General features: G+C 35.9%; 19 protein-coding genes. All 19 read left to right on the top strand.

Features of this window, described 5'->3' with window-relative positions; translation table 11 throughout:
* Positions 1 to 18 precede the first annotated feature (18 nt).
* Positions 19 to 1,782, top strand: a complete 1,764-nt coding sequence (locus tag Q0794_RS13215; RefSeq protein ID WP_298942652.1) for a polysaccharide biosynthesis/export family protein — start codon at positions 19 to 21, stop codon at positions 1,780 to 1,782.
* A gap of 65 nt (positions 1,783 to 1,847) precedes the next feature.
* A complete protein-coding gene (locus tag Q0794_RS13210; protein WP_298942650.1) occupies positions 1,848 to 2,636 on the top strand; it encodes an ABC transporter permease in 789 nt (262 codons plus the stop codon).
* Between the two features lie 86 nt (positions 2,637 to 2,722).
* Positions 2,723 to 4,087, top strand: a complete 1,365-nt coding sequence (locus Q0794_RS13205) for a lipopolysaccharide biosynthesis protein (RefSeq protein ID WP_298942648.1) — start codon at positions 2,723 to 2,725, stop codon at positions 4,085 to 4,087.
* Positions 4,088 to 4,146: 59 nt separating this feature from the next.
* Positions 4,147 to 5,052 carry a glucose-1-phosphate thymidylyltransferase RfbA gene (rfbA, locus tag Q0794_RS13200; RefSeq protein WP_298942646.1) on the top strand — a complete coding sequence of 302 codons (906 nt, stop codon included), beginning with the start codon at positions 4,147 to 4,149 and terminating at the stop codon, positions 5,050 to 5,052.
* Between the two features lie 1,449 nt (positions 5,053 to 6,501).
* On the top strand, positions 6,502 to 7,047 hold the full coding sequence (gene rfbC / locus Q0794_RS13195) for a dTDP-4-dehydrorhamnose 3,5-epimerase (RefSeq protein WP_298942644.1): 546 nt from the start codon (positions 6,502 to 6,504) through the stop codon (positions 7,045 to 7,047).
* Between the two features lie 3 nt (positions 7,048 to 7,050).
* Positions 7,051 to 7,854 (top strand): hypothetical protein, encoded by an 804-nt coding sequence (locus tag Q0794_RS13190; RefSeq protein WP_298942642.1) that lies wholly within the window; start codon positions 7,051 to 7,053, stop codon positions 7,852 to 7,854.
* Positions 7,851 to 8,798 (top strand): glycosyltransferase family 2 protein, encoded by a 948-nt coding sequence (locus tag Q0794_RS13185; RefSeq protein WP_298942641.1) that lies wholly within the window; start codon positions 7,851 to 7,853, stop codon positions 8,796 to 8,798. Before Q0794_RS13190 ends, Q0794_RS13185 begins: the two co-directional genes overlap by 4 nt.
* 39 nt (positions 8,799 to 8,837) lie before the next feature.
* Positions 8,838 to 9,752 carry a dTDP-4-dehydrorhamnose reductase gene (rfbD, locus tag Q0794_RS13180; RefSeq protein ID WP_298942640.1) on the top strand — a complete coding sequence of 305 codons (915 nt, stop codon included), beginning with the start codon at positions 8,838 to 8,840 and terminating at the stop codon, positions 9,750 to 9,752.
* Positions 9,753 to 9,831: 79 nt separating this feature from the next.
* Positions 9,832 to 10,908, top strand: a complete 1,077-nt coding sequence (gene rfbB / locus Q0794_RS13175; protein WP_298942638.1) for a dTDP-glucose 4,6-dehydratase — start codon at positions 9,832 to 9,834, stop codon at positions 10,906 to 10,908.
* On the top strand, positions 10,908 to 12,140 hold the full coding sequence (manA, locus tag Q0794_RS13170; RefSeq protein ID WP_298942636.1) for a mannose-6-phosphate isomerase, class I: 1,233 nt from the start codon (positions 10,908 to 10,910) through the stop codon (positions 12,138 to 12,140). The genes rfbB and manA overlap by 1 nt, the downstream gene beginning before the upstream one ends.
* 27 nt (positions 12,141 to 12,167) lie before the next feature.
* Positions 12,168 to 13,145, top strand: a complete 978-nt coding sequence (locus tag Q0794_RS13165) for a WcbI family polysaccharide biosynthesis putative acetyltransferase (RefSeq protein WP_298942634.1) — start codon at positions 12,168 to 12,170, stop codon at positions 13,143 to 13,145.
* A 64-nt stretch (positions 13,146 to 13,209) separates the two neighbouring features.
* Complete coding sequence (locus Q0794_RS13160) at positions 13,210 to 14,622, top strand: mannose-1-phosphate guanylyltransferase/mannose-6-phosphate isomerase (RefSeq protein WP_298942667.1); 1,413 nt, start codon at positions 13,210 to 13,212, stop codon at positions 14,620 to 14,622.
* Positions 14,623 to 14,675: 53 nt separating this feature from the next.
* Complete coding sequence (locus tag Q0794_RS13155) at positions 14,676 to 15,776, top strand: hypothetical protein (protein ID WP_298942632.1); 1,101 nt, start codon at positions 14,676 to 14,678, stop codon at positions 15,774 to 15,776.
* A gap of 18 nt (positions 15,777 to 15,794) precedes the next feature.
* Positions 15,795 to 17,411 carry an aldolase catalytic domain-containing protein gene (locus Q0794_RS13150; protein ID WP_298942630.1) on the top strand — a complete coding sequence of 539 codons (1,617 nt, stop codon included), beginning with the start codon at positions 15,795 to 15,797 and terminating at the stop codon, positions 17,409 to 17,411.
* Positions 17,395 to 18,057: an HAD family hydrolase gene (locus tag Q0794_RS13145; RefSeq protein ID WP_298942628.1), complete on the top strand. Its 663-nt coding sequence runs from the start codon at positions 17,395 to 17,397 to the stop codon at positions 18,055 to 18,057. Before Q0794_RS13150 ends, Q0794_RS13145 begins: the two co-directional genes overlap by 17 nt.
* Entirely contained in the window at positions 18,047 to 18,781 is a 735-nt protein-coding gene (locus Q0794_RS13140) for a 3-deoxy-manno-octulosonate cytidylyltransferase (RefSeq protein WP_298942626.1), read from the top strand. The genes Q0794_RS13145 and Q0794_RS13140 overlap by 11 nt, the downstream gene beginning before the upstream one ends.
* A gap of 375 nt (positions 18,782 to 19,156) precedes the next feature.
* Entirely contained in the window at positions 19,157 to 20,359 is a 1,203-nt protein-coding gene (locus Q0794_RS13135; RefSeq protein WP_298942624.1) for a hypothetical protein, read from the top strand.
* 1 nt (position 20,360) lies between these two features.
* Entirely contained in the window at positions 20,361 to 24,074 is a 3,714-nt protein-coding gene (locus Q0794_RS13130; RefSeq protein WP_298942622.1) for a glycosyltransferase family 1 protein, read from the top strand.
* A 16-nt stretch (positions 24,075 to 24,090) separates the two neighbouring features.
* Positions 24,091 to 25,509, top strand: a complete 1,419-nt coding sequence (locus Q0794_RS13125) for a phosphomannomutase (protein ID WP_298942620.1) — start codon at positions 24,091 to 24,093, stop codon at positions 25,507 to 25,509.
* The last annotated feature ends 142 nt before the right edge of the window (positions 25,510 to 25,651 follow it).

The following is a 25,651-nucleotide window of genomic DNA, read 5'->3' as shown; positions in this document are numbered from 1 at the left end:
TCAATATTGAGTTAAAAAATGAATTTATTAAAAATGGATTTACTAAAAATAGCGACGATAAGCATACTTTCAAGCTGTTTTTTATTGCCTAATGCATTTGCCGCTTTTGAGCCAAGCTCTATTGATCTGCAAAATGGGACAAGCAACGGCATACCGCAAATAGAAGCAAGTGATAACGAGACAAGTTTAGAAACGGGATCTTACCAAAAACAATCTCGTTCAGGTGTGTTGTTACCAGGTGAGGTTGACGTGCGTGAATTATTGCCTTCTTCAGGTGAAGATAATCCACCCCCATACGGTGCAAACTTATTTGCTGGTGGCTATGAAACAGAGCGAGTGGATGGCTTAAACGAAAACTACCTGATCGCAGCTGGTGATAAAATAAATATTTGGATATGGGGCGCCGTCACTTACTCGAATGTTGCAACTGTTGATAGCCAAGGCAATATATTTATTCCTAATATTGGTCCTATTAACGTCTTAGATGTTCCTGCAAGTAGCATCAATCAATTAGTCCAATCTAAAATAAAACAAACGTACACTAATAACGTCGAAGTCTATGTCAATCTATTAACAGCAACACCTGTGAGTGTGTACTTATCAGGGGCTATTATTCGTCCAGGCCAGTATGCCGGTATGGCATCAGATAGCGTGTTATATTATTTAAAACGAGCTGGTGGCATTGACTCTGATCGAGGAAGTTACCGTAGTATCCAAATTATTCGTAATAACAAAGTATTGAAAGAAGTCGATTTATATACTTTCATTCAAACGGGTACTTTGCCAAATATTACGTTTAAAGATAAAGACGTCATTTTAGTTAAACCACAAAAATCTGCTGTCAATGTAGCCGGTGGTGTTAAAAATCCTTTCCGATTCGAACTAAAAAATATCCAAACTAAAGGCAGTGAGCTTGCTCAATTTGCCTTGCCGCTTGCCAAAATAAGCCATGTTGGTGTGTTTGGTAACCGAGTAACAGGTCCTTTCTCTGTTTACTTAGAATATAAAGACTTCTTAAACTACACATTACAAGATGGCGATAGTTTAGTCTTTAACGACGACTCACATGCACAAGTCATTGACGTCCAAGTGTCAGGCAGTTATTTAGGTCCATCATATTTCGCCGTCAAAAAAAGTGCGCGTCTGCATGATGTATTAAATGCGATTCCAATCGTGCCTGAACTGACTGATAACAAGTCTATTTATATTCTGCGCAAAAGCGTCGCTGAACGTCAAAAGCAAATCCTTGATGACTCTTTAGACAGATTGGAGCGAAGTGTATTTACTGCACCAGCATCTTCTGATGCTGAAGCTTCTATTCGTGCAAAAGAAGCCGAAATGGTGATGCAATTTGTTGAAAAGGCAAGACAGGTTAAACCGTTAGGTAAAGTGATAGTTTCTGACAACGGTACCACCGCTAATATTTTATTAGAAAAAGGTGATCAAATCGTTATCCCGCACTATACGGATTTAATCAATATTGGTGGTGAAGTGTTAATGCCACAAGCCGTTGTGTTTAACCCTAATGCAACAGTCGATGATTACATCGCTTGGGCGGGTGGTTTTACCGATAGAGCTGAAGATGATCGAATCTCAATTGTACGTGCTAATGGTATCGTGCTGTTTGTTAAAGAAGGTGAAGAAGCAAAACATCTTAAAATACAACGTGGTGATCAAATTCTAGTGTTACCTAAAGTGGACACTAAGATTGTGCAAGCAGTGAAAGATATTACCCAAATAGTTTACCAAATTGCCGTTGCAGCAAACGTGGCCATCAATTAAATCATGCTTATTCAAAGAACAGTTAAATATAAACTAACTTCCTTTTTAATAAGGGAGTTAATTTAATGGCTTTAGTTAAAAAACGCTCAACCCTAAAAGTATGGGGCGATGTTATATTTGCTATATTTTTAAGAGAAATAAAAAGCCAATCGACGGACAAAATTGGTTTGATTTGGTCTGTGGTGTCGCCATTGATCATGATTGCAGGTATGACTGCAATGCGAACTATTATTTCTGGCGGAGGAGATACTCATGGAATGCCAACCATGTTTTTTATGGTATATGGCATGATATTAATTCAATTCTTTTTGAAAACATTAGGCACTGCAAGCGGAGCTCTTCAAAAAAACAAACCTTTATATGCATTTAGGCAAGTACAACCGATAAGTTCAATTATTGCTATTAGTTTTTTTGAATTACTAGTTAAAATGTTCGTTGTATTGACTATTGTGTTGATTTGTTTTGTTTTAAGAATCGATATCTATGTCCATGATGCTTTCTCAATTATTATGAACTTCTTTAAAGTTTGGTTACTTGCTGCCAGCCTTGGTACTGTGTTTGGATTAGCATACTGCTATGTTCCTGAATTAAAAAAAGTACAAATGCTTTTAACTCGCCCGTTATTCTTTATTTCTGGCATCTTCTTTAGTCTACAAGATATCCCCAGACAATATTGGCATTATCTAGATTGGAACCCTTTATTACATGCGGTCGAATTAACACGTTATGCCGCTTATCCGAGTTATGGCCATGAAGGGGTCAGCTATTTCTTTTTAGATATGTGTGTACTAATAAGCGTTTTTTTTGCTCTAGCTTGCTATCAGGTGAGTTGGAAACAGGCGATAAGCCGATAAATAATTACTTGAAACCCTATGGGGTAGATAGTTTCTTTTTTATAACAAGCCTTTAAGCATTCAGCTTTGAGCCTTTATGTTAAATTATGCCAGAACAACGATTTAAAGAATTAAAAAAATCTCTTAAAGCTGAAGAATTTGATAGCACCGATTTTTTAACAAAAAAAGCTGAAGAATTAATGGAGTCTGATCCTAAATTATCAGAAAGAATTTTAGTACGAGTTAATAACTTAAAAAAACAGAAAGAAAATGCGAATATTAACGTTAAAAGTAATACCTCTCAAAATGAAAGTGTGAATAAAAAAAGAGTCACTCCAAATAGTAATAACCCTCAAAAAACAATAGAAAAAAGCTTTCTAGCGAAAGTGTTAAATCTACCACCTTTTATGCTTTTCGTTATTATTCCGGTGTTAATTTTTTCTGCTTATCAACTGCTTTGGGCAACCAATCGTTTTGAAAGCCAAGCAAAAGTAATTGTTCAACAGCCGGATAGTGCCTCTACCTTAGATTCTGGTATGGCATTATTAACTGGGTTAGGTGGTTCTGGTGGAGGCTCTGATCCGGAACTAGTCAAAGCTTATATTTATTCTAATGACATGATTGATTACCTAAATAATAAAATTGCGCTAAGAGAACATTACTCTCAATCATTTGTAGATTATTTCAGTCGAATTCACGAATCAGATTCGAGAGAAAAGTTAGATCAATATTACCAAGAACACGTCGAGGTTATTATTGATGATAAATCGGGTGTCATTACCATTAGTGCTCAAGCATTCGACAGTGAATATGCGCAATTACTAGCGAATACAGTCGTAGAAAGAGCGGAATGGTTTATTAACTCAATAGGACACCAATTAGCCAATGCACAATTGAGTTTCATGCAAGGAGAACATAAATTAATAGAACAACGTTTAGCCGATGCGCAAAAAGATCTATTAACCTATCAGCAGAAATATAACCTACTTGACCCAACAGCAGAAGGGACTGCTAAACAACAAATTACTTACACGCTTGAGAGTCAGATAGCAGTTAAGCAAACAGAAATAAAAACGATTAAAGCCATTATGAGTGCCAATTCGCCTCAAGTGAGAGGGTTACAGAATGAGTTAAAAGCACTCAATGCGCAATTAGAAATAGAAAGAGATAAATTATCTCAATCTGGATTAGATGAGCTGCCTATTAGTGAACTTTTATCTAAATTTACTGACTATAAAATAAAAATGGATCTTGCATTGCAGGCTTACACTTCTTCACAGATTTCGTTAGAAAAGTCAAGAATAGAAGCTTATCGTCAACTAAAATATTTAATCGTTGTAGAAAAAGCAACGTTGAGTCAAGACAGTAAGTATCCTGACGTCTTTTATAATATTTCGTTATTTTTATTATTATTAAGCTTAGCCTTTGGTATCGGTAAGATAGTTATCAATACCATTCGTGAATTAAAATAAATTCGAATAATTATAATTATAAATATCAAACTTTAAAGTAAATATGAAAAGGAATTAGCATGAATAAGAACCCATTAAACCGTAAAGGGATTATCTTAGCCGGCGGTTCAGGTACAAGGCTCTATCCATTAACTAAAGTTGTTAGTAAGCAATTGATGCCTGTTTATGACAAACCTATGATCTATTACCCGCTTTCTAATTTATTCATGGCTGGCATTACTGAAATACTAATTATTTCAACACCATCAGAACTACCTCGATTTAAAGAACTATTAAAAGATGGTTCACAATGGGGTGTTAAAATTGAATATGTAGTACAACCAAGCCCTGATGGCTTGGCACAAGCTTTCTTATTAGCTGAAGACTTCTTAGATGGCTGTCCAGCTGCCTTAATTTTAGGCGATAACCTTTTTTATGGTCATGATTTAGCAAAATCATTGCAAAGAGCCAATCAACAAGAAAAAGGCGCAACAGTATTTGGTTATTATGTTTCTAATCCTGCGTCTTACGGTGTTGTAGAGTTTAATGATGCTGGACAAGCAATCTCAATTGAAGAGAAGCCTGAAAAACCAAAATCATCATACGCAGTACCAGGGCTATACTTTTTCGACGCTGATGTTGTTGAATATGCAAAAAATGTAAAGCCATCACCACGTGGTGAATTAGAAATTACCGACGTTATTGCACAATACCTTACTAATGAAACACTTAAAGTAGAAGTAATGGGGCGAGGCACTGCATGGTTAGATACAGGGACATTAGATGACCTTTTAGATGCTGCCTTATACATTCGTGCTATTGAAAAGCGCCAAGGCTTAAAAGTATGTTGCCCTGGTGAAATCGCTTTCCGCATGGGTTACATCGATGAGCAAGGTATCAGAAAACTTGCAGAACCATTGAAAAAATCAGGCTACGGTGAGTACCTACTAAGCCTTTTAGAGCGTAGAGTTCTACCAAGTACCTAGTTAACGATAACCTTAAGAGTATGTTGATTTTAGTTTTTGTATTTTGGTGTCGTTTCAGTCATTTATGATTTGCTTTGCTCTGCGAAGCTAATGGTCGTATGCGTTAACTTGCATACTGGCAGGCTAAAGCTAGTATGCGAGTTCAAAGCTTGCAGTGTTTACATGTATTGATTTCGGTGTTTGGTTTTCGGGGCGCATGGCGAATTAGGCGACAGCCTAGTGTCATGAGCGGAGGAGCTCTGCGAGTCCTGTTTTCAGCTTGCAGGTTTTAATGTTTACATGTGTTAGTTTTTTTGACTTTGTAGTTAACAATCAAAAAACAACACACAAGATCCTGCAGACTAAAGTCAGCGCCCCAATATCAAGCTACGCTTGATAGCTATCGCAATGATGTTGAGATGAGGATGGTGTCGATTTTTGATATAAAGTAATGACGAACAATATCGTAAAATGCGAAACATCTTTGAGGGGCGCTGACTTTAGTCTGCAGTGTTTTTTTTGTGTTGGTTTTAGTCGTTTTACTGTAGTACAGTTTTAGTTATTCATGGTTCGCTTCGCTCAACGAAGCTAATCGTTGTATGCGATAACTCGCTTACTGGCAGGCTAAAGCCAGCGCCCCGATTTCAAAAGCTTGCAGTGTTTACATATATTGATTTCGGTGTTTTATTTTCGGGGCGCATGGCGAATTAGGCGACAGCCTAGTGTCATGAGCGGAGGAGCTCTGCGAGTCCTGTTTTCAGCTTGCAGGTTTTAATGTTTACATGTGTTAGTTTTTTTGACTTTGTAGTTAACAATCAAAAAACAACACACAAGATCCTGCAGACTAAAGCCAGCGCCCCAAATATCAAGCTATGCTTGATAGCTATCGCAATGATGTTGAGATGAGGATGGTGTCGATTTTTGATATAAAGTAATGACGAACAATATCGTAAAATGCGAAACATCTTTGAGGGGCGCTGACTTTAGTCTGCAGTGTTTTTTGTGTGTTGGTTTTAGTCGTTTTACTGTAGTACAGTTTTAGTTATTCATGGTTCGCTTCGCTCAACGAAGCTAATCGTTGTATGCGATAACTCGCTTACTGGCAGGCTAAAGCCAGCGCCCCGATTTCAAAAGCTTGCAGTGTTTACATATATTGATTTCGGTGTTTTATTTTCGGGGCGCATGGCGAATTAGGCGACAGCCTAGTGTCATGAGCAGAGGAGCTCTGCGAGTCCTGTTTTCAGCTTGCAGTGTTTAATGTTTGTATGTGTTGATTTTGATTTTTACTTTGTAGTTAACAATCAAAAAACAACACACAAATCCCTGCAGACTAAAGTCAGCGCCTCGGATTCAAAAGCATGAGCGACTCTGTACACCCTAGCTCATAACCTTGAGCTAACTGTGTTTGAAGGCTTTAGGGTTAATTTTCAATATTATTAAGTGTTATCTAATTTATAACTGAGTGTATATATGAAATTTATAGAAACAAATATTCCTGATGTAAAAATTGTTGAACCACAAGTGTTTGGCGACGAACGCGGTTTCTTTATGGAAACATTCCGTACTTCGTTATTTAACGAACAGTGCGGTGAACGTGAATTTGTTCAAGAAAATCACAGTAAATCAAGTCAAGGTATTTTACGTGGTCTACATTACCAAACTGAAAATACACAAGGTAAATTAGTTCGTGTAACAAAAGGTGAAGTATTTGATGTCGCAGTTGATATGCGCAAAGATTCACCTTCATTCGGTCAATGGGTTGGTGTTTTACTCTCAGCAGAAAATAAACGTCAACTTTGGGTGCCAGAAGGCTTTGCACACGGCTTTTATGTCACAACTGATGAAGCTGAATTCGTATACAAATGTACAGACATTTACAACCCAAGCGCAGAAGTCTCAATCAAATGGGATGATCCTGAAATCAATATCGAATGGCCAATCAACGCTGATCAAAAACCATTGTTATCTGCAAAAGATGAAAATGGTTTAAGCTTCTCTGACGCTCCGACCCTATAACTAATGCGCATATTTATTTCAATTGTTTCTCACCGACACCATGATGTGATCATCAATTTAGGTACCATTAAAACATTGTCTAAATATGATGAAATAATCGTTGTGTGTAGAGATAATGACCCTGTCGGGAAGTTAAAAAAATATTGTGACAAATATGGCGCTCATTATATTGCAAATGGTAATGAGCAAGGATTTTCTGCGAATAACAATGCTAATTACATGCATTGTAAATTTGAACTGGGTATGGAAGAAGATGATTACTTCATACTGTTAAATCCAGATGTGTTTATTACCAAGTCTAATATATTAACGTTAATTGATCATTTAAAAAAAGGTACCACTGGCCTAGGTGTTGCTAATTTATATCTTGATAGAGAAGAAATGGTACATGACGATAATATTAGACTTTATCCAAAGTTCTCTAGTTTTGTAAAAACCTATTTACTCAATGACCGTTCTACTATGGTAAATCGAACAAAAGGCTTGTCACCAGATAAAGAGTATTGGGCAAGTTGCGCGTTTATGATTGTAAAAGCAGATATTTATAATCAGCTTAATGGTTTAGATGAACGCTATTATATGTATTGTGAGGATATCGATTTTAGTTTTAGAGCCAATAAAGCGGGCTTTGCTCTTGAGTATTTTGAAGACGTTAAAGCCGTTCATTTCAGACGTTGCTCGAGTAAACAATTTTTAAGCAAATACTTCTTTTGGCATGTGCAAAGTGTCTTTAAATATTCATTTGGTAAGAAGCAAGAGTCAGCATCAAATTCTAGCCTTGAATATCAAAATCGATACAAAAAATGATTGATATCGTACTCGCCACCTACAATGGCCAAGCTTTTTTAGCACAGCAAATAAAATCAATACAAGACAATGTCGGTTATCATAAATGGGTGAATAAGATCATTGTTACTGACGATGGTTCTACAGATGAAACTCAAAATATAGTAGCTATATTAACCGAACAAGATAGCAGAATAATTTGGATAGAAAATACAAGTGGTAATAAAGGCCCCAAAGCTAACTTTGCTTTTGGATTAAGTCAAAGTACTGCTGAGTACATTATGTTGTGTGATCAAGATGATATTTGGTTACCTCATAAAATAGAAACCTCCATTAAACGCCTAAAACAAGCTGAAAAAAACTCACTTCCACAAACACCATTATTAATTTTCAGTGATAAACAAATTGTAGATGAAAATTTAAAGCCAATTTGTAACAGCTATTTCACCCTGAAAAATATCAGCAAAGAGTGGCATCTACAGTTTAATCAACTATGTCAACAGAACGTTATTTCAGGTTGCACTATGTTATTTAACCGCGCATTAATTGATAAAGCCTTACCCATTCCTGAAAAAGCGTATATGCATGATTGGTGGTTAGCGTTAGTTGCACATCGCTGTGGCGAGATTGTGTTTATTGATCAAGCTCTGATTCAGTATCGTCAACATCATACAAATGTCATTGGTGCTAAACAACGAAGTTTATTTTCTTTATATTTTCAATTTTTTAAACATTTAAAAGCATTTAAAAAAAGCCAGCAAGCGGTCATTAATCAAGCAATTGCTTTTCAAGCCTTTGAACAAAAAAACAAAATGATACCAGATAGAACAATTAATATACTAAGCTCTCTGAATTATCTTTCTATACACAAAAAAATATCTTATTTTTGTAAAGGGAATGTGACTCGTTCTCATTTTTTAGGTAGACTTGCTCTTTTGATATCGCTTTTAACAAGTAAACATTAATGGCATTGAATGCACCCAGTTAAAATGAGTAAGGTTGTTATGAAAGTATTAATTACAGGGAAGGGCGGACAGTTAGCCTGGGAATTAGAAAATAGTGTTCCTAAGAGTATTGAAATACTAAGCTATTCGTCTCAAGAGTTGGATATTACCAATCAACAACAAGTTGATGACACTATTGTACAGTTTCAACCTGATATTGTAATAAATGCGGCGGCTTATACTGCAGTAGATAAAGCTGAAACTGATACAGAAACAGCTTATGCTGTTAATGACCTCGGTAGTGAGTATCTTGCCCTCGCTTGTAAAAAGGTGTCGGCAAAACTAATTCATGTATCAACAGATTTCGTCTTTGATGGCACTAAAACAACTCCTTATCAGACTAACGACTCAGTTAATCCAATCAATGTTTATGGTGCATCAAAATTAGCAGGTGATCGTAAAATTAATGATATTTTAGGTGCACAAGCGACGATTATTCGTACTGCTTGGGTCTACTCAGTAAACGGTAATAATTTTGTCAAAACTATGTTGCGCTTAATGGCCGAAAAAGACCAATTAGGGATTGTCTATGACCAAGTGGGTACACCTACTTGGGCAAATGGCTTAGCAGCAATGATATGGGCGCTGGTGACAAACTCTGAGAATAAGTCGAATAAGAAAACTACTGCTGACAGTGATCAAGCATTAACTCTGCATTGGACGGATGCAGGGGTGTGTTCATGGTATGATTTCGCCGTCGCGATCCAAGAACTAGGGATTGAAAAAGGGCTATTAGAAAAGGCGATTCCAATCAAACCGATCCCTGCGAGTGATTACCCAACACCGGCATCTAGACCTAGCTTTAGTGTGATTGATAAAAGCACTGCGGAACAAATAAGTGGCGTAGAAACAACCCATTGGCGAAAGCAGCTCTCAACGATGATAGATGAACTAAAGCATTACAAATCTCATTAATAAGTTTGAGTAGATCTATTAAAGTTTAATGGCACTTTTAATGTTTAAAATATAAATTCAAAAAATAATGGAATTGATAATGAGCAAAAATTTATTAGTAACAGGCGGCGCTGGATTTATTGGTGCAAACTACGTTTTATATTGGCTTGCAAATAATCCACAAGATAAAGTGGTTGTGTTAGACGCATTAACCTACGCAGGTAATCGTGAAAGTTTAGCGTCTGTTGAAAATAACGCTAACTTTGTATTTGTGCACGGTGACATTTGCGATACCGCATTAGTAGAAACGCTACTAGCAGAGCATAGTATCGATACCTTAGTACATTTTGCTGCTGAATCTCATGTCGACCGTTCTATTACAGGGCCAGATGCCTTTATTGAAACTAATATCATTGGGACATACAGCTTATTAAAAGCAGCTAAAAAAGTATGGATTGATGAGCCTAAAGCAAATGGTAAAAAGCCACTTAAACATCGCTTCCATCATGTATCAACAGATGAAGTGTACGGTGAGTTAGGCCCACATGATCCTGCGTTTACTGAAGAAACCGCTTATGCACCAAACTCGCCTTACTCAGCTTCAAAAGCCGCGTCTGATCACTTAGTGAGAGCATATCACTATACTTACGGTTTAGAAGTGACGACATCGAACTGTTCAAATAACTACGGGCCTTATCATTTCCCAGAAAAACTCATCCCATTAATCATTACGAATATTTTATTTGATAAACCATTACCTGTTTACGGTGATGGACAACAAATTCGTGATTGGTTATACGTAGAAGATCACGCACGTGGTATTGAGTTGGTGTTAAACAAAGGTCGCTTAGGTGAAAACTACAATATCGGCGGGCATAACGAATGGGCCAATATCGATATCGTTAAACTAGTGTGTATATTGCTTAACGAGCAATTTCAAAAGAACCTTGAATTATCCGTCAAATACCCTGCTGCTAAAGCAGCGTTAGCAAACAAAGCGGAAGAATTAATTACTTTTGTAGAAGACCGAGCAGGGCATGATTGGCGTTATGCCATAGATGCAACAAAAACCAACACTGAATTAGGTTATAAACCAGTAGAGTCTTTTGAAACAGGTATTAGTAAAACCATAAATTGGTATTTAGAAAATGAAAGTTGGTGGAAGGAACTGCTGTAATGAGTATTTTCAAATTAGATAATACCATCATGAATAGCGCGTGGGGGTGTGAAAAAAGCATGACTGAATTATTCGGTTATGAAAACCCACAGAATAAACCAATGGCTGAATTATGGATGGGAGCACATCCAAAAGCATCATCTTTGATTGATAGTGAAGACGGAACTATTGCGCTTAATGAATATATTGCTGCTGCGCCGCAATCCGTATTAGGTGTGTCATGCGCAGAACGCTTTCAAAACCGTCTGCCTTTTTTATTTAAAGTACTGTCTGCAAAATCACCGTTGTCGATTCAAAGCCACCCCAATAAACAGCAGGCAGAAGAAGGGTGGGAGCGTGAAAATGCACTTAACATTCCATTAAATGCAGCGCATCGTAACTACAAAGATGATAACCATAAACCAGAATTAGTATTCTCTATCACTGAATACCACGCATTAAATGGCTTTAGAGAGTTTGATGTGATTATTCGCCTGTTTGATAGCGTTGCTGGTGATTGCTTGTCACCTTTACTTACTGAGTTTAAAAAGAATATTCAGCCTGAAGGATTAAAACAGTTTTACCAAAGTCTTTTAACCTACAGTGATAAAAGCAAACTGGTCGCTGAAGTTTTACAGGCTTGCAAACAGCAACTTAACCACCAAGGTTTACTAAAAGAAGACTTAAGTGCTTATCAATTATTGTTATCGCTAAATGACTATTACCCTAATGACATCGGTATTATTTCAGCATTAATCTTAAACTACGTGGTGCTGGCTCCCGGTGAAGCAATGTATTTAAAAGCAGGCACGCCACATGCTTACTTAAAAGGGACTGGGTTAGAGTTAATGGCTAATTCAGATAACGTACTACGTGGTGGATTAACGCCTAAACACATTGATATACCCGAGTTGATGCGAACAACCGTATTTGAGGCAATTCCATTTGAAGAGTTGAAATTAACACCCACATTAACAGGTAATCATCAAGAACATATATACATAACACCTGCGAATGATTTCCAGTTTAGTATTTTGGTATTAGATGAAGCTGAAACCAAAATTGAAGTTAACAGTGCGGAAATACTATTTGTTGTGGAAGGTGAATTAACCATTAAAGTGCTGACAGAAAGTACAAAAGCAAAGACCTTTACAAAAGGTGAAAGCTGCTTTGTTTCAGCTGAATGTAAACAATATATTGTGAAAGGTAATGCACAAATTGCAAGATCTGCTGTTTCAGTTGAAATCCAATAAACTAATTCATCAATATAAGGTAATTTTATGAAACTGGAAAATATCGAAATAAATAAAATCAGAGATGCTGCAATTAAATTGATAGATTCCGATCCTTTTTTGGCTTTCAAACTTTTTGACTTAGCACTGAAATATAGACCAATGGGGCCCTTATTAATTGATAAGTACACTCTGTTGAAAGATCAATTAGATATCACTACATTTATTATTATAGGAAATTGTCAATCCGATGTTATTGCTGATTTAATCCCATTAAAAAATAATAAATTCTATGTGATAGAGTGCATTAAAGCTCATGAATATACCTATGATGATTCTATTATTCATCGCTTAGATAGGACTGATTATATTATCACGCAACCTATTTCTAAATTATTTAAAGGTATTAATACAGAAGAGCTTAACAAAAGATATTCGAGCAAAATGGTTGTAATACCAGGTGTGTTTTTTAAAGGAAATCATCCTGATTGGTTTTACCCACCTAAATTACCTAATGGAAAAAGACCTCAATCTGCAACAGGTCCTTATCATAACCAAACAATATTTGAAGCTTTTAATGAAGGGTTATCTGAGGAAGAGGCTCTAAAACGTTATTTAGATGTAGATTTTAATCAACAAAAATATATTAATGTGGCAGAAGATTCTATTTTAGAACTGAGAAATAGAGAAATAAAAGTTGATATAAAAATGAGTGACATTATTTTAAATAATTTTAATGATGGAGTATGTGATTTTCATACTATTAATCATCCTAAATTATCTCTAATGAATGAGTTAGTTAATAAGTTATTAAAGCATATAAAACTTAATATCCAAAATTTAGATACAAAAGGTGAAGCTTTAGACTGGATAAAACTACGTACTAATCCAATCAATAAATTAATTAACCCCAATAGTATTGTTGTTAAAGATAAAGAAATGAGTTCATTATTTTTTGTCAAAAGGTCTTATGAAATTTATAACAAGAATGCATCTTATTTTATGAAATATAACAAAATTAAATAAATATAAATAAAAAACTGAAAGTGTTTTTTAGGTTTTTACTCTCTACATTAAAAGGAATATTATGATTTTACCTGTGATCATGTCAGGTGGGAATGGCTCTAGGTTGTGGCCTTTATCACGCAAGCAACACCCAAAGCAGTTTCTTTCACTAGTAGGTGAAAGCACTATGTTGCAAGAAACGATTTTACGTTTAAAAGGGTTAAAAACGCTTGCCCCTTCTATTATTTGTAATAAAGGGCATCGTTTTATTGTTGCTGAACAATTGAATGAGATTGATGCATTAGGCGGTGATATTCTATTAGAACCGCAAGGTCGCAACACTGCGCCAGCTGTTGCATTAGCGGCGATTAAAGCGATTGAAAAAGGGTCAGATCCTTTGTTACTCGTATTAGCGGCAGATCATGTGATTAGTGATGTCCCTGCTTTTCATGCAGCGATTGCCCAAGCACAAAAATGTGCAGAAGAAGGCCGATTAGTTACCTTTGGAATAGTACCTGACAAACCAGAAACAGGTTATGGTTACATACGTAGTAGCAAAAAAATTAAAGGCTGCGATTGCTTAGTTGTTGATGAGTTTGTTGAAAAACCAAACCTTAAAACGGCGACAAGCTATGTTGCGTCTGGCGAGTATTTTTGGAATAGCGGTATGTTCTTATTTAAAGCCAGTACCTATATTCAAGAGCTTGAAAAGCACCAGCCTGAAATATTAACGGCTTGTAAAGCGGCTATTGACAATGCAGTGACTGACTCTGAGTTTATTCGTGTTGATGCAGAATCATTCTTAACCTGTCCTGATGATTCAATTGACTACGCCATTATGGAACAAACTGAACATGCTGCTATGGTACCGTTAAATGCGGGATGGAGTGATGTTGGGTCATGGTCGTCTATTTGGGAAGTTAAAGAAAAAGATGAACACCAGAACGTATATCGTGGCGATGTTAAAAGCATCGATACAAAAGGGTGCTTAATTGATGCGCGTGATAAATTAGTCGCGACGGTTGGTGTGAGTAACCTAGTGATTGTTGAAACCAGTGATGCGGTGTTAATCGCTGATCAGTCACGGGTACAAGATGTGAAAAAAATAGTTGAAGAGCTTAATAGAGAGAAACGACCAGAGTCGGTGCAACACAGAACTGTGTATCGTCCTTGGGGACATATCAACTTGTTACAACGCGGTGAGCGTTATAAGTCTAAGCAAGTCACCATCAAACCGCATGCGCGTTTGTCATTACAAATGCATTACCATAGAGCTGAACATTGGATTGTGGTATCAGGCACTGCAAAAGTATTATGCGATGGTAAAGAGTCATTAATCACCGAAAATCAATCAACGTATATCCCAATTGGTGCGGCACATGCTATCGAAAACCCAGGCAGTATTCCACTCGTAATGATGGAGGTGCAAACGGGATCGTATATCGCTCAAGATGATATTGTGCGTTTAGAAGATTTGTATGGGTTTGATAAAGATTAGTCGTGTAGCCGTTAATATAGTATTAATACAACTGAAAAATAGGTATGAATAGTATGAAAAACATGAGTGCTGCATTAGTACATAATGATTTGTTTGCTTTATTGCTAACAGCTTTTTTACGAACTGAAAATAAAACATTTTTGATTGTAACATTGAAAAATGTTCAACTTAGTCTTCCTGTATTAAGTGTAATAGAGAAGTCTGGAGGCCGATGGGTAAAGCTTGATGAACTAGGTTTAGAAATTTCTAACGGCTTAAGGCATATTTGGGTTCATAACTTTGGACTGAAGGAAAAAGCCCAAGCGATTATTTCTGAATTTAATCTAGAGTATAGTATTTATAGTGATGGTTTAAAAAATGAAATTGGGAAAGATGCAGTTGAAAAGTTTTTTCCTAATTATTCATCAATCTTGTGCTTTGGTTTCTTCTGGGATAAGCCTTTTTTGAAAAAATCGAGTCAATTAAAAGTCTGTACCTTTAAAAATATTATTGATATTTTTTCTGAACTTAAACTTGAAAGTCAAGCCGTTTACAATTTTAGTGAGGGAGATCTTAAAAAAGATTGGATGTTTTTGCGTTATTGGGGACAAGGGCCTGGTGAATTTAAAGCTACGTTAAATTACTCTACCGTTATCGAAAAATATTTAATAGAAAAAAATTCCAGTGACCTATTAATTAAAGGAGATTCAAGAGTTAAGTCTATTTCGACTCAGAATTTAATTGCTAATTTACAAAAAAAAATGGAAGTATCGGCTCTTGAAAATAAAGTGTCATTTAATAATGAAAACATAATTGATAAAGATAAATTTTTTGCTGAAACAATGATTCCAAGCACTTTTAAAGGGAACTTCCATGGCTTTAATTCTTCATTATCTATATATGTAGCGATTGTAACTAGTGCAAAAGTTCATTTTCCATCAAAGGAATTTATATCAGATACTTTCAAAAATACAGCTTTCAAGAATGGTGTTATTAACTATAACGCTTTATATGATGCTATTTGTCAAAAAATTTCTTGTCTAAAAGAAAGTAATTATTTTGATAGTAATAAATTTTTTATTGTTCATAGAAGAAAAGACAATTTTGAGATCAGTGAATTGAAAAGTTTCCAGAAAGAACAATGTATACGTTTAAACTCTTTAACAAACTTATAATTAATTAGGATAAGAATAATGAAAATATTAGATTGTACGCTACGTGATGGTGGTTATTACAATAATTGGGACTTCGAATCTGAAGTTGTCAATGCATATTTAGCTGCAGTAGCCAATTCAAAAATTGAATTTGTGGAGTTAGGGTTGCGTAATTTTCCTAAATCAGATTTCTTAGGCGCTTATGCGTATACAACGGAAGCTCACCTTAATACATTAGATTTACCTGACGGTCCTACTTATGGCGTTATGGTGGATGCTAAAACAATTTTAGAGTCAGAGCTATCAATTGAGGATGCTGTTGATACTTTATTTGTACCTAAAAGTGAAAGTAAAATTAGTTTGGTGCGCATTGCTGCACATTTTCCTGAAGTGGAATATTCAGGACCTATCGTTAAACGCTTAAAATCACTAGGCTATATCGTTGGTTATAACTTAATGCAGTCAGGTGGTAAATCGGCAGACGTCATTGCAGATAAAGCTCGACAAGCTAAAGAGTGGAATGATTTAGATGTTCTTTATTTCGCTGATTCATTAGGTAATATGGATAGTGCGGAAGTTGAACGGATTGTTACGGCATTACGTACTGAATGGACTGGACCATTAGGGATTCATACCCATAACAATATGGGCAAAGGCTTAGATAATTCTTTAGCGGCTAAGAATGTAGGTGTTAGCTGGTTGGATGCAACTATTACCGGTATGGGACGTGGTGCGGGTAATACTCAAACAGAAAGCTTATTAGCAGTTTTGGATAAAGACGAAAGTAAGTATTTGTCTAAACCTATTTATGAATTAGTAATACGCCATTTTGAGTCAATGCAAAAACATTATGGTTGGGGAAGTAATTTATTATACTTTCTAGGAGCTCAAAATGATGTGCACCCAACTTATATTCAAAACTTATTATCTAATAGCCATTACGGAACCGATGAAATAGTTGGTGCGATAGATTATTTGAGTAAATTAGATGGGACTACATCATACAATGGTGCTGTATTAAATACTGCTTTATCATTTAACACTAATGAAACCGCTAAATTATCTGGAACAGATGCAGTGTGTGGTTTGTTTGATGATAAAAATGTTTTAATTATTACTAATGCACCGACTACACAAAAATATTTAAATGCAATTTTATTGTACATACAACAATATAAACCCGTTGTTATCTCTATTAATATTTCTAATGCAATTCCTGCTGAGTTGATTGATTATTATGTTATCTCGCACAATGCTAAGTTTTTATCTGATGCTAATGCATATAAAGCGTTAAATAAGCCTATTATTTTTCCAGAGCATCGTTTTGCAACTGAAGAGTTGGAGCTTATTGCTAATGTGCAGAGGTTAGATTATGGGTTGGATATCCAAGCGGATATATTAACATCAAACACAACTCATTGCGTTATCCCTTCTGACATTACTGCCGCATATGTATTGGCAATGTTGCTGGAATCTAAACCCTTATCAGTTAATACCATCGGTTTTGATGGATATGATATCAATGATTTGCGTCAACAAGAGATGGTTAAAATTTTTGAGTTATATAGCCAAGATAAACGTAGCAGTAATATTGTTTCTTTAACTCCAACTACCTATCCGTTAACGAAAGGCTCTGTTTATGCCCCTCATTGCTAGTTATGATGTGTATATATTTGATTGTGATGGCGTTATTTTAGACTCTAATCAATTAAAGATTGATGCGATGCATAATACATTACTTCCTCTTGTATCAGATATAGAGAAAGTGGCTGTTTGTGTCGATTATTTTCGTGATAATTTTGGCCGCTCTCGTTTCCATCATATTGATGTGTTTGTAAACGAATTGTTAGATTTAAAAGAAAGTGAAAAAGAGCCGGTAAAAGCCGCAATTTTGCAAGGGTATTCAAGTCAATGTAAGGCTCTTTATCTATCTGCTGACTTAACCCCTAAGGTATTGAGCTTTATATCGAGCTTGCAAGGTCATAAATATATTGCGAGTGGTTCTGAGCAACAAGAGCTAAGAGAGGTTTTTAAAGAGCGAGGTTTAGATACTCATTTTGATGGTGTTTTTGGCTCGCCGACTAAAAAATCTGATTTAATAAAACAGATACTTAATAAACATGATTCGGCAAGCGCTGTCATGTTTGGTGATGCTATTTCTGACTATGAAGGTGCAGAGCTTAATAATATTGATTTTGTTGCCTATTTACCTTTTTCTAATGTTAAAGAAAAAATGCTTGAAAGGTGTCACAATAATCGTTCTATTAGTATTGATTCATGGGAAGAATTAAATGGAAAATAATATGAAATATGCAGTTGTAATTCCGGCTAGGTTTCAGTCTAGTCGCTTTCCTGGTAAACCATTGGTAGATATTTGCGGTAAACCAATGATTCAGCATGTTTGGGAAAAGTGTTGTGTTGCTGTAAATTCTGTAGATGTGTATGTTGCTACTGATAGTACAGAAATTGCTGAGCGTGTTAAAGGTTTTGGTGGTCAAGTTGTCATGACTTCATCAGATTGTTTAACTGGTACAGATAGGTTAGCAGAAGCTAATTTAAAGTTAGATTGTGATTTTTTGATTAATGTACAAGGTGATGAACCAGTTATAGAACCTAGTAATATCACTAAAATTATTGAATCATTCAAAAAGACTAGCAATGTAACTAATGCTTATTGTGCAATTACATCGGAGGATGAATTTCGTTCGCTAACAGTACCTAAAGTAGTTACAACTAGTAATCAGAAACTTTTATATATGAGCCGATCAGCAATCCCTTTGTCTAAAGGTGGTGATTATGTGAACGCTTATAAACAAGTTTGTGTTTATGCTTTTAGTCGTGATCATTTATCATTTTTCACTTCAAGTAAAGAAAAAACGCCATTAGAAAAGATTGAAGACATTGAAATATTACGTTTTCTTGAATCAGATATACAGGTGGATATGGTTGAGGTTGAAAGTGGTTCTCTCGCTGTCGATATTCCTGCTGATGTTGATAAGGTTATTGCTTATTTAAATAGTAAGTAGTAGCAATTAAAATAACAAAGACAACGAACGGAGTCAGGTTTTTATTCTTGTATCTAGCAGTTTATGAGTCAATGTTATTTCTCGGGATAATGAGCGAATAGTATTTTTTTCAATATGGTGGTTTTGAATTTTTCTTGTCAATTTTAGATGATGTATGCAGAACATTATAATTAGGTTGTTCATGTTTACTGTTTAATGAGTATTCATTAACGGCTTTAGTTGAAACTCCTAATGCGAATCTAAGTAAGGGAATGCGTCTTACTGTAAAAACAAGACTTGACTACCCTCGAGGGTATTCTTAACAGCTAAAAACTATTTTTAAGCGGTAGTTCAAAATTTATTTCTAAAATTAATGTTTAAAAGGAAAAGTAAGTTATGAAACTTATTATTCATATAGGCACGGAAAAAACAGGGACAACATCCTTGCAAGCTTGGGGTGAAATGAATAGGCAACTATTAATTGATGATGGTGTTTTTTATTCTAAAGCTTTAGGGAATAAAGATCATCGTAAGGCAAGTGTATATTCTAGATTACTTGGCTTAAGAGATGATGGGTTTGATAGATATAATATAACAGATAAAAAAAGTCATGAGGACTTTTGCAATCAGTTAGAGATTAGCTTAGCAGAGGAAGTTAAGGAAGCTAAAAATCTAGGGTGTCGTGTATTTTTGGTGTCTAGTGAACATTTCCACTCTCGTATCGATAATATAGCAATGGTTAAGAGAGCTAAGCAATTATTTTCTCCTCATTTTGACGATATCGAAATTATTGCATATCTCCGACCACAAGCAGATTTATTCCAAAGTTATTTATCTGTGGTGATAAGAAATCTATCTATATCAAGGGAGGTAATTAATAATATGTGGATCAAAGATGTTAATTACTTTGATTATTTTAAACTTTGGGATAGATGGAGTTCCGTATTTGAAAACGTTAGCTTTGCTCCTTTTAATGAAAATAAAGATATAATTAAGCACGTTGCTAAATTATTGAAAATAAATATTAATAATTATCCAGTGATTAAGAGGGTTAATGAAAAGTTAGACTATAAAGTTGGAGTTTTAAATTTCAACTTAAACAAATACATTAAAGACAATTCATTAAAAAAAGAGTTATTTAACTTCTATGTTGAAAAATTACCATGTATTGAACCAGTACAAATATCTAGAGAGTTAGCTTCTAGAATTAGTGGACAATATAAACAATCAAACATTGAATTTTGTAAATCAAATAAAAATTTTTCAATAAATCATTTAGAAGTAGTTACAGAAAATTACCCTTTGGTTGGAACTGTCGATAAAATGTTTGATTCAAATGAATTTTTTGATTTTATGTTTCCAATTATGATTCGTAATTATATCGATATATACATATTAAAATGCGAAAAAAAATTAGTTGAGATTGAGAGAGCTTTTGCACGAAAAAACATTAAAAATGCACAATCTTTTAGTGTTGTACTTAATCAAATGTTAGATGAACTTAGTGAGGCGAACTTTGAAACTCCCTTACTTAGTCATATACCAGATCAACTATACCGTTTAAGAAATAATTTGAATAAAATGGACATAGGGCAATAAAATGAAAGTTTGGGTAGATGGGCAGTGTTTTCAAACGGGTAGTAATGTTCGTGGTATAGGCCGTTATGTTATTGATTTTTTAAACACATTAGCACAGAGAAATGTAGAGCTGGTAGTGTCGTTAAACGGTTCAATGAAGCAAGAAACTGTTGCAGCAAGGAGTTACCTTAAAAAAAACATACCAAATTGTGATGTTCAGGTTTGGTATGGCACAAGTATTCATGGAGAGTTAGTCACAGCTTATTGCCAAGAACGTATGCTAGATGAGCATATTTTAACGGAGCATATTAATCAAATAAACCCTGATGTTGCACTGTCACCAAGCCCTTTTGAGGGCACTGGTGATATAGCTAATCCATTTATTAAGGTTGGAGAGTTAAATAGTAATATTATCTCATCTTGTATTTATCATGATGCAATTCCGCATCGATTCCCAGATATTTACTTGCAAGATGAGAATGCTTATAAGTTGTATTACCGTCGTTTTGATGAAATTGCTAACTTTGATGTGGTGCTATGTAACTCTCAGTTCACTGAAAATGAGTATCAAGAAATTTATGAACAAAAAAATAGTGTTGCGATTTCAGCGGGATTATCCGGTGACATTCAATATTTGATAAACAATTGGATTTATGACCAGAGTTCATTCGCTCAGCAGTTCGGCGACTACGTTGTTTATGTAGGCGGCATGGACTGGCGTAAAAACGTGCCTTGTTTAGTAAAAGGCATGGCTAATTTAGCTGCATGTCGTGCTGGTGACTTGAAACTTGTATTGGTTGGCGATTTTGGCGATGAGTATATTACACCTTTACGTACTATTTTCGATGAGTATGATATTCCACAAACTTGTTTGGTAACGACGGGGTATATTTCTGATAAAGAGCTTGTGGATCTGTATAAAAATGCCGTTGCTGCTGTCCAGCCTTCACGTATGGAAGGCTTTGGTTTAGGCGCATTAGAGGCCATGGCCTGTGGTACACCATTCTTTTCTGCAGCAGGTGGTGCGGTTGAAGAGGTTGTGCAAAGCGAAGCGCAACTCTTTGACCCTGATGTTCACCATACTTTGACTCAATTGTTACAAAAATTACTGTCAGATTCTGATTTTAAAGAGACTATCATTGACCACGGTTATCAACGAGCATCGATGTTCTCTTGGGATAAAACGGTTGATTTAAGCCTTGATGCATTTACTCAAGCTTTAGATAAACGCCCTGTTTCTCTGACCTTGGAGTCTTCCACTGAAGCGCTTGTTGAAAGTACACCGAGTTCTCGTCTTATTATGGATGTTACTTCTACCGCACAGAGCCCTGTTTTATCAGGTATTCAGCGTGTAATGCATAATTTATCGAAAGCAGCCTTAAAACAAAATGCCACTGAGCATAATCAAACGGTATTAAGTTATTGTAAAGATCGCTCTGGCTGGTATGCACTTTCAGAGTTAAGTAAACCAGCGGTGAAGTTAACGCCTCAAAATAGAATTGAATTTAAAAATAATGATTCATACTTATTATTGGACAGTTCTTGGACGTTTATCGAAGGGCAAGAACCAAGATTAGCTGACGCGTTAGTCTGTGGTGAGGAAGTGGTACATGGTATCCATGACATTGGCCCATTAACCATGTCTGCAATGACGGACGAAGGTATGCCCCCTGCCTTTAGACGTTGGTTCGAGTTTGTACTGGGCTATTCTACTGGTATTGTTTGTGTTTCTCGTGCTGTTGCAGATGAAGTGTATCAATTAATCGAAGATATTAAGTTACCACGCCCAATGAAGGTCGGTTACTTTCGTTTAGGTGCTGACTTTGCTGATGTTGAACCAGAAATCAGTGAGTTAAACTTTACTAAAACTCGACCTACCTTTTTGATGGTAGGGACGATTGAACCGCGTAAAGGGCAATACTACGGCTTAAAAGCGTTTGAAAAACTGTGGGAGCAAGGTGTCGATGTCAACCTAGTGATTGTCGGTAAAGCCGGTTGGGATACTAAGTTATTACAAGCGATGCTTGAGAACCACCCTGAAAGAGAAAAACGTTTATTCTGGCGACAAGGTATTTCTGATGCAGGGTTAGCGGCTGCTTACCAGGTGGCTGACGCATTAATTATGACCTCTTACCTTGAAGGTTTTGGGTTACCCGTTGTTGAAGCAGGACGTAAAAATTGTCCTGTTATTTTAGCCGATTTACCAGTGTTCAGAGAGGTTGGTGAAGGTGCACCTAAAGCAAGTTATTTTGAAGCCGGATCGGCTGAAGGGTTAGCACAAGCTATTTGTACTTACATTGATGAAGAGTTAGATAAAGATCACCAAGCGGTTGAGGTGAGTTGGCCTAGCTGGGATGAAAGCGCACAAGAGATTAAAGAGGTAGTGTTAAACGGTAACTGGCATAAATATTATGAGCCTGAGCAAGTATTACCTAATACTCGTTTTGATGATGTTGGTGAAATTTACACACTTAAAGCGTTAAATGAGAATGAAATAGCCCATTCATTAAATATTGCTGAAGGGCCTTTTTTATCTGATGACGGTTCGCATTTACGCATTGCAGTTGCAGTGAAGAATTTGAGCGACAACCTATGGTCAAGTAATATTGGTTTACCTGGTGGTAAAAGCGTTAACCTAAGTTATCATTTATACGATAAAGCCGGGAACATTTTAAATTATGATAACCCGCGTACTCATATCCCATTTGTGTTGCCTGCTAATAATGAAATTATTATGCCAATACGTGTTGATACCGATTGGTTACTTAAAGGTGCTCATTCTGTCGGTATTGAGTTAGTACAAGAAGGTGTTCGTTGGTTTGGTAATGAACTCAAACTCTTATTAACACAACCTTATGTCGCTGATGGCCATTTAGAATTAGCACCGGCAGAGGTTAAGTTAAGTGCGCCTCAATTAGTCTACTTCCGAGGGCCTTTCGGACCCGCTTTAGACACTGAGCAATACTTTTTATTCTCTGTGATTAATAGTGAAAAATTTGCTTTACCTTATTACGACCAAGATAAAGCGCCACTCTTTACTTATGCTTTGGTTGATAAAGAAGGTAATAAATCTAACAAAGGTGTTTGGGCGGTTAGCCACTTTGATTGCGTTGAAGCTTACAATTCAGGCTATATTGGTTTATTTACTAATGCTAAGCATATTGAAGCGTCAGAGTTTATTGAAGTGACTTATCAAGATCACGCTTGGCGTTTTGATTTAGCGACCAATACCATTGAGCAACTGCAGGTTCAACCGAAAGTTCAAGTGAATGATTTTGACTGGATGGAAACATTAACGGTTGACAATCAAGCTACTCAGGAGCTCTCTGCGTCATTTACATCAGATTCACCTATTACATTACGTGGGTTTAATGAGTTAGAAGAGTCGCATGTGTGGATGTCAGAGATGACTGGTGAAATTGATATCAGTAACCTAATTAATGAAAAAACATTAATCACTAAAGTAAGAGTCATTTGTTCTCCATTTAAGCAGATTCAAGGACCTGTTGAGCTTAACTTGTTTTTTGGCAAACAATTAATTGAAAATAAAATAATCTCTAGTGATTTTATGGAATATATTTTTGAAATTAATAAAGACCAAATGAGAGCACTGATTAAAAACCAGTACCGTATTAAGTTTGTTACTAATGGAAATGCTCAGGAATTAGGTGGTGAACGTATGCTTTCAATATGTTTTGCAAACCTTTCATTCACTACTCTGCACGCTAACAAATAGTTAAGGTTTATATTTTATGTTAATAACATCTCATGTAATTAAAGAGTCAGGTATTGGCTTTGGCACCAGTGGTGCACGCGGTTTAGTCACTGACTTTAGCACTAATGCCTGTGCCGCTTTTACCGCGGCATTTGTTGATGTCATGAAAGGAAATTTTGATTTCACTAAAGTTGCTCTTGCGATAGATAACCGTCCAAGCAGCCCTGAAATAGCTAAGGCTTGTGCGGCAATGCTTGTTCAATATGGAATTGAAGTTGTTTATTATGGTGTTGTACCGACACCTGCATTAGCTGCAACGGCAATGGCTGATAACATGCCTTCAATCATGGTGACTGGCAGCCATATTCCTTTTGATAGAAATGGTCTTAAGTTTTACCGTCCAGATGGTGAAATTGATAAGCAAGATGAAGCCCTGATTTTAGGTAATAAAGCTTCATTTGAGGCGATTACTGCTCTTGATGAGTTGCGCATTAGCCCTGTTGCTGCTGAACAGTATATTGAGCGTTATACATCGCTGTTTAACGCTGATGTTTTAGCGGGTAAAAAAGTAGGGATTTACGAGCATTCAAGTGCTGGTAGAGATTTATACGCTGACATTTTCACTAAACTGGGTGCTAGTGTTACTGCATTAGAGCGTTCGGATGTATTTGTTCCTATCGATACTGAAGCGGTAAGTGATGAAGATGCGCTTAAAGCGCTCAACTGGTCTAAACAATACCAATTTGACTTCATTTTTTCTACAGATGGTGATGGTGATAGACCTTTAGTTGCCGATGAAAATGGCAATTGGTTACGAGGTGATATTTTAGGACTACTTTGTGCTCAATTACTTAATATTGAAGCGCTTGCTATTCCTGTTAGCTGTAATACTGCTGTTGAAAAATCTGCTAGTTTTAAACAAGTCACTCGCACCAAAATTGGCTCTCCTTACGTCATTGCAGAATTTTCTGAATTAAATTCGAAATTTGCTAGTGTTGCTGGTTTCGAGGCAAACGGTGGTTTTTTATTAGGCTCAGATATTACGATTAATCATAATCGTTTAACTGCATTACCAACCCGAGATGCTGTTTTACCTGCGATCGTATTATTAGCATCAGCTAAACAAGTTGGTGTATCACAGTTAGTTGCAGATTTACCGCAACGTTTCACTGCAAGTGACCGTATTAAAGAGTTTGAAACGCAACGTAGCCTGTCAATTATCGCAGAAGGCACCAAAGACCCGAAAGCACTATTATCAAAGCTTGGTTATGAAGATGTTTCCGTTTCTGATGTCGATGTGACAGATGGTTTACGTTTAACATTGAACAATAACGATGTTATTCATTTACGTCCATCAGGTAATGCACCTGAGTTGCGTTGTTATGCTGAAAGTGAAACAGAAAAACAAGCAAGATCTTACGTACAGCAGGTTTTAACTAAAATACAATTAATATAACTTTTAATATTTAAAAGTAAATTTTTTGTATTAAAAGGGGAAATTGGATTTCCCCTTTTTTATAAGATTTAATTATATCAACATAACTGCTATAACAACGTGTTTAAATTAATAACTGTACTAAACTTCAATAGCTTAAAAT

The sequence above is a fragment of the uncultured Psychromonas sp. genome, assembly GCF_947489755.1.
Classification (GTDB): Bacteria; Pseudomonadota; Gammaproteobacteria; order Enterobacterales; family Psychromonadaceae; genus Psychromonas.
This window is presented reverse-complemented; position numbering and strand designations above follow the sequence as displayed.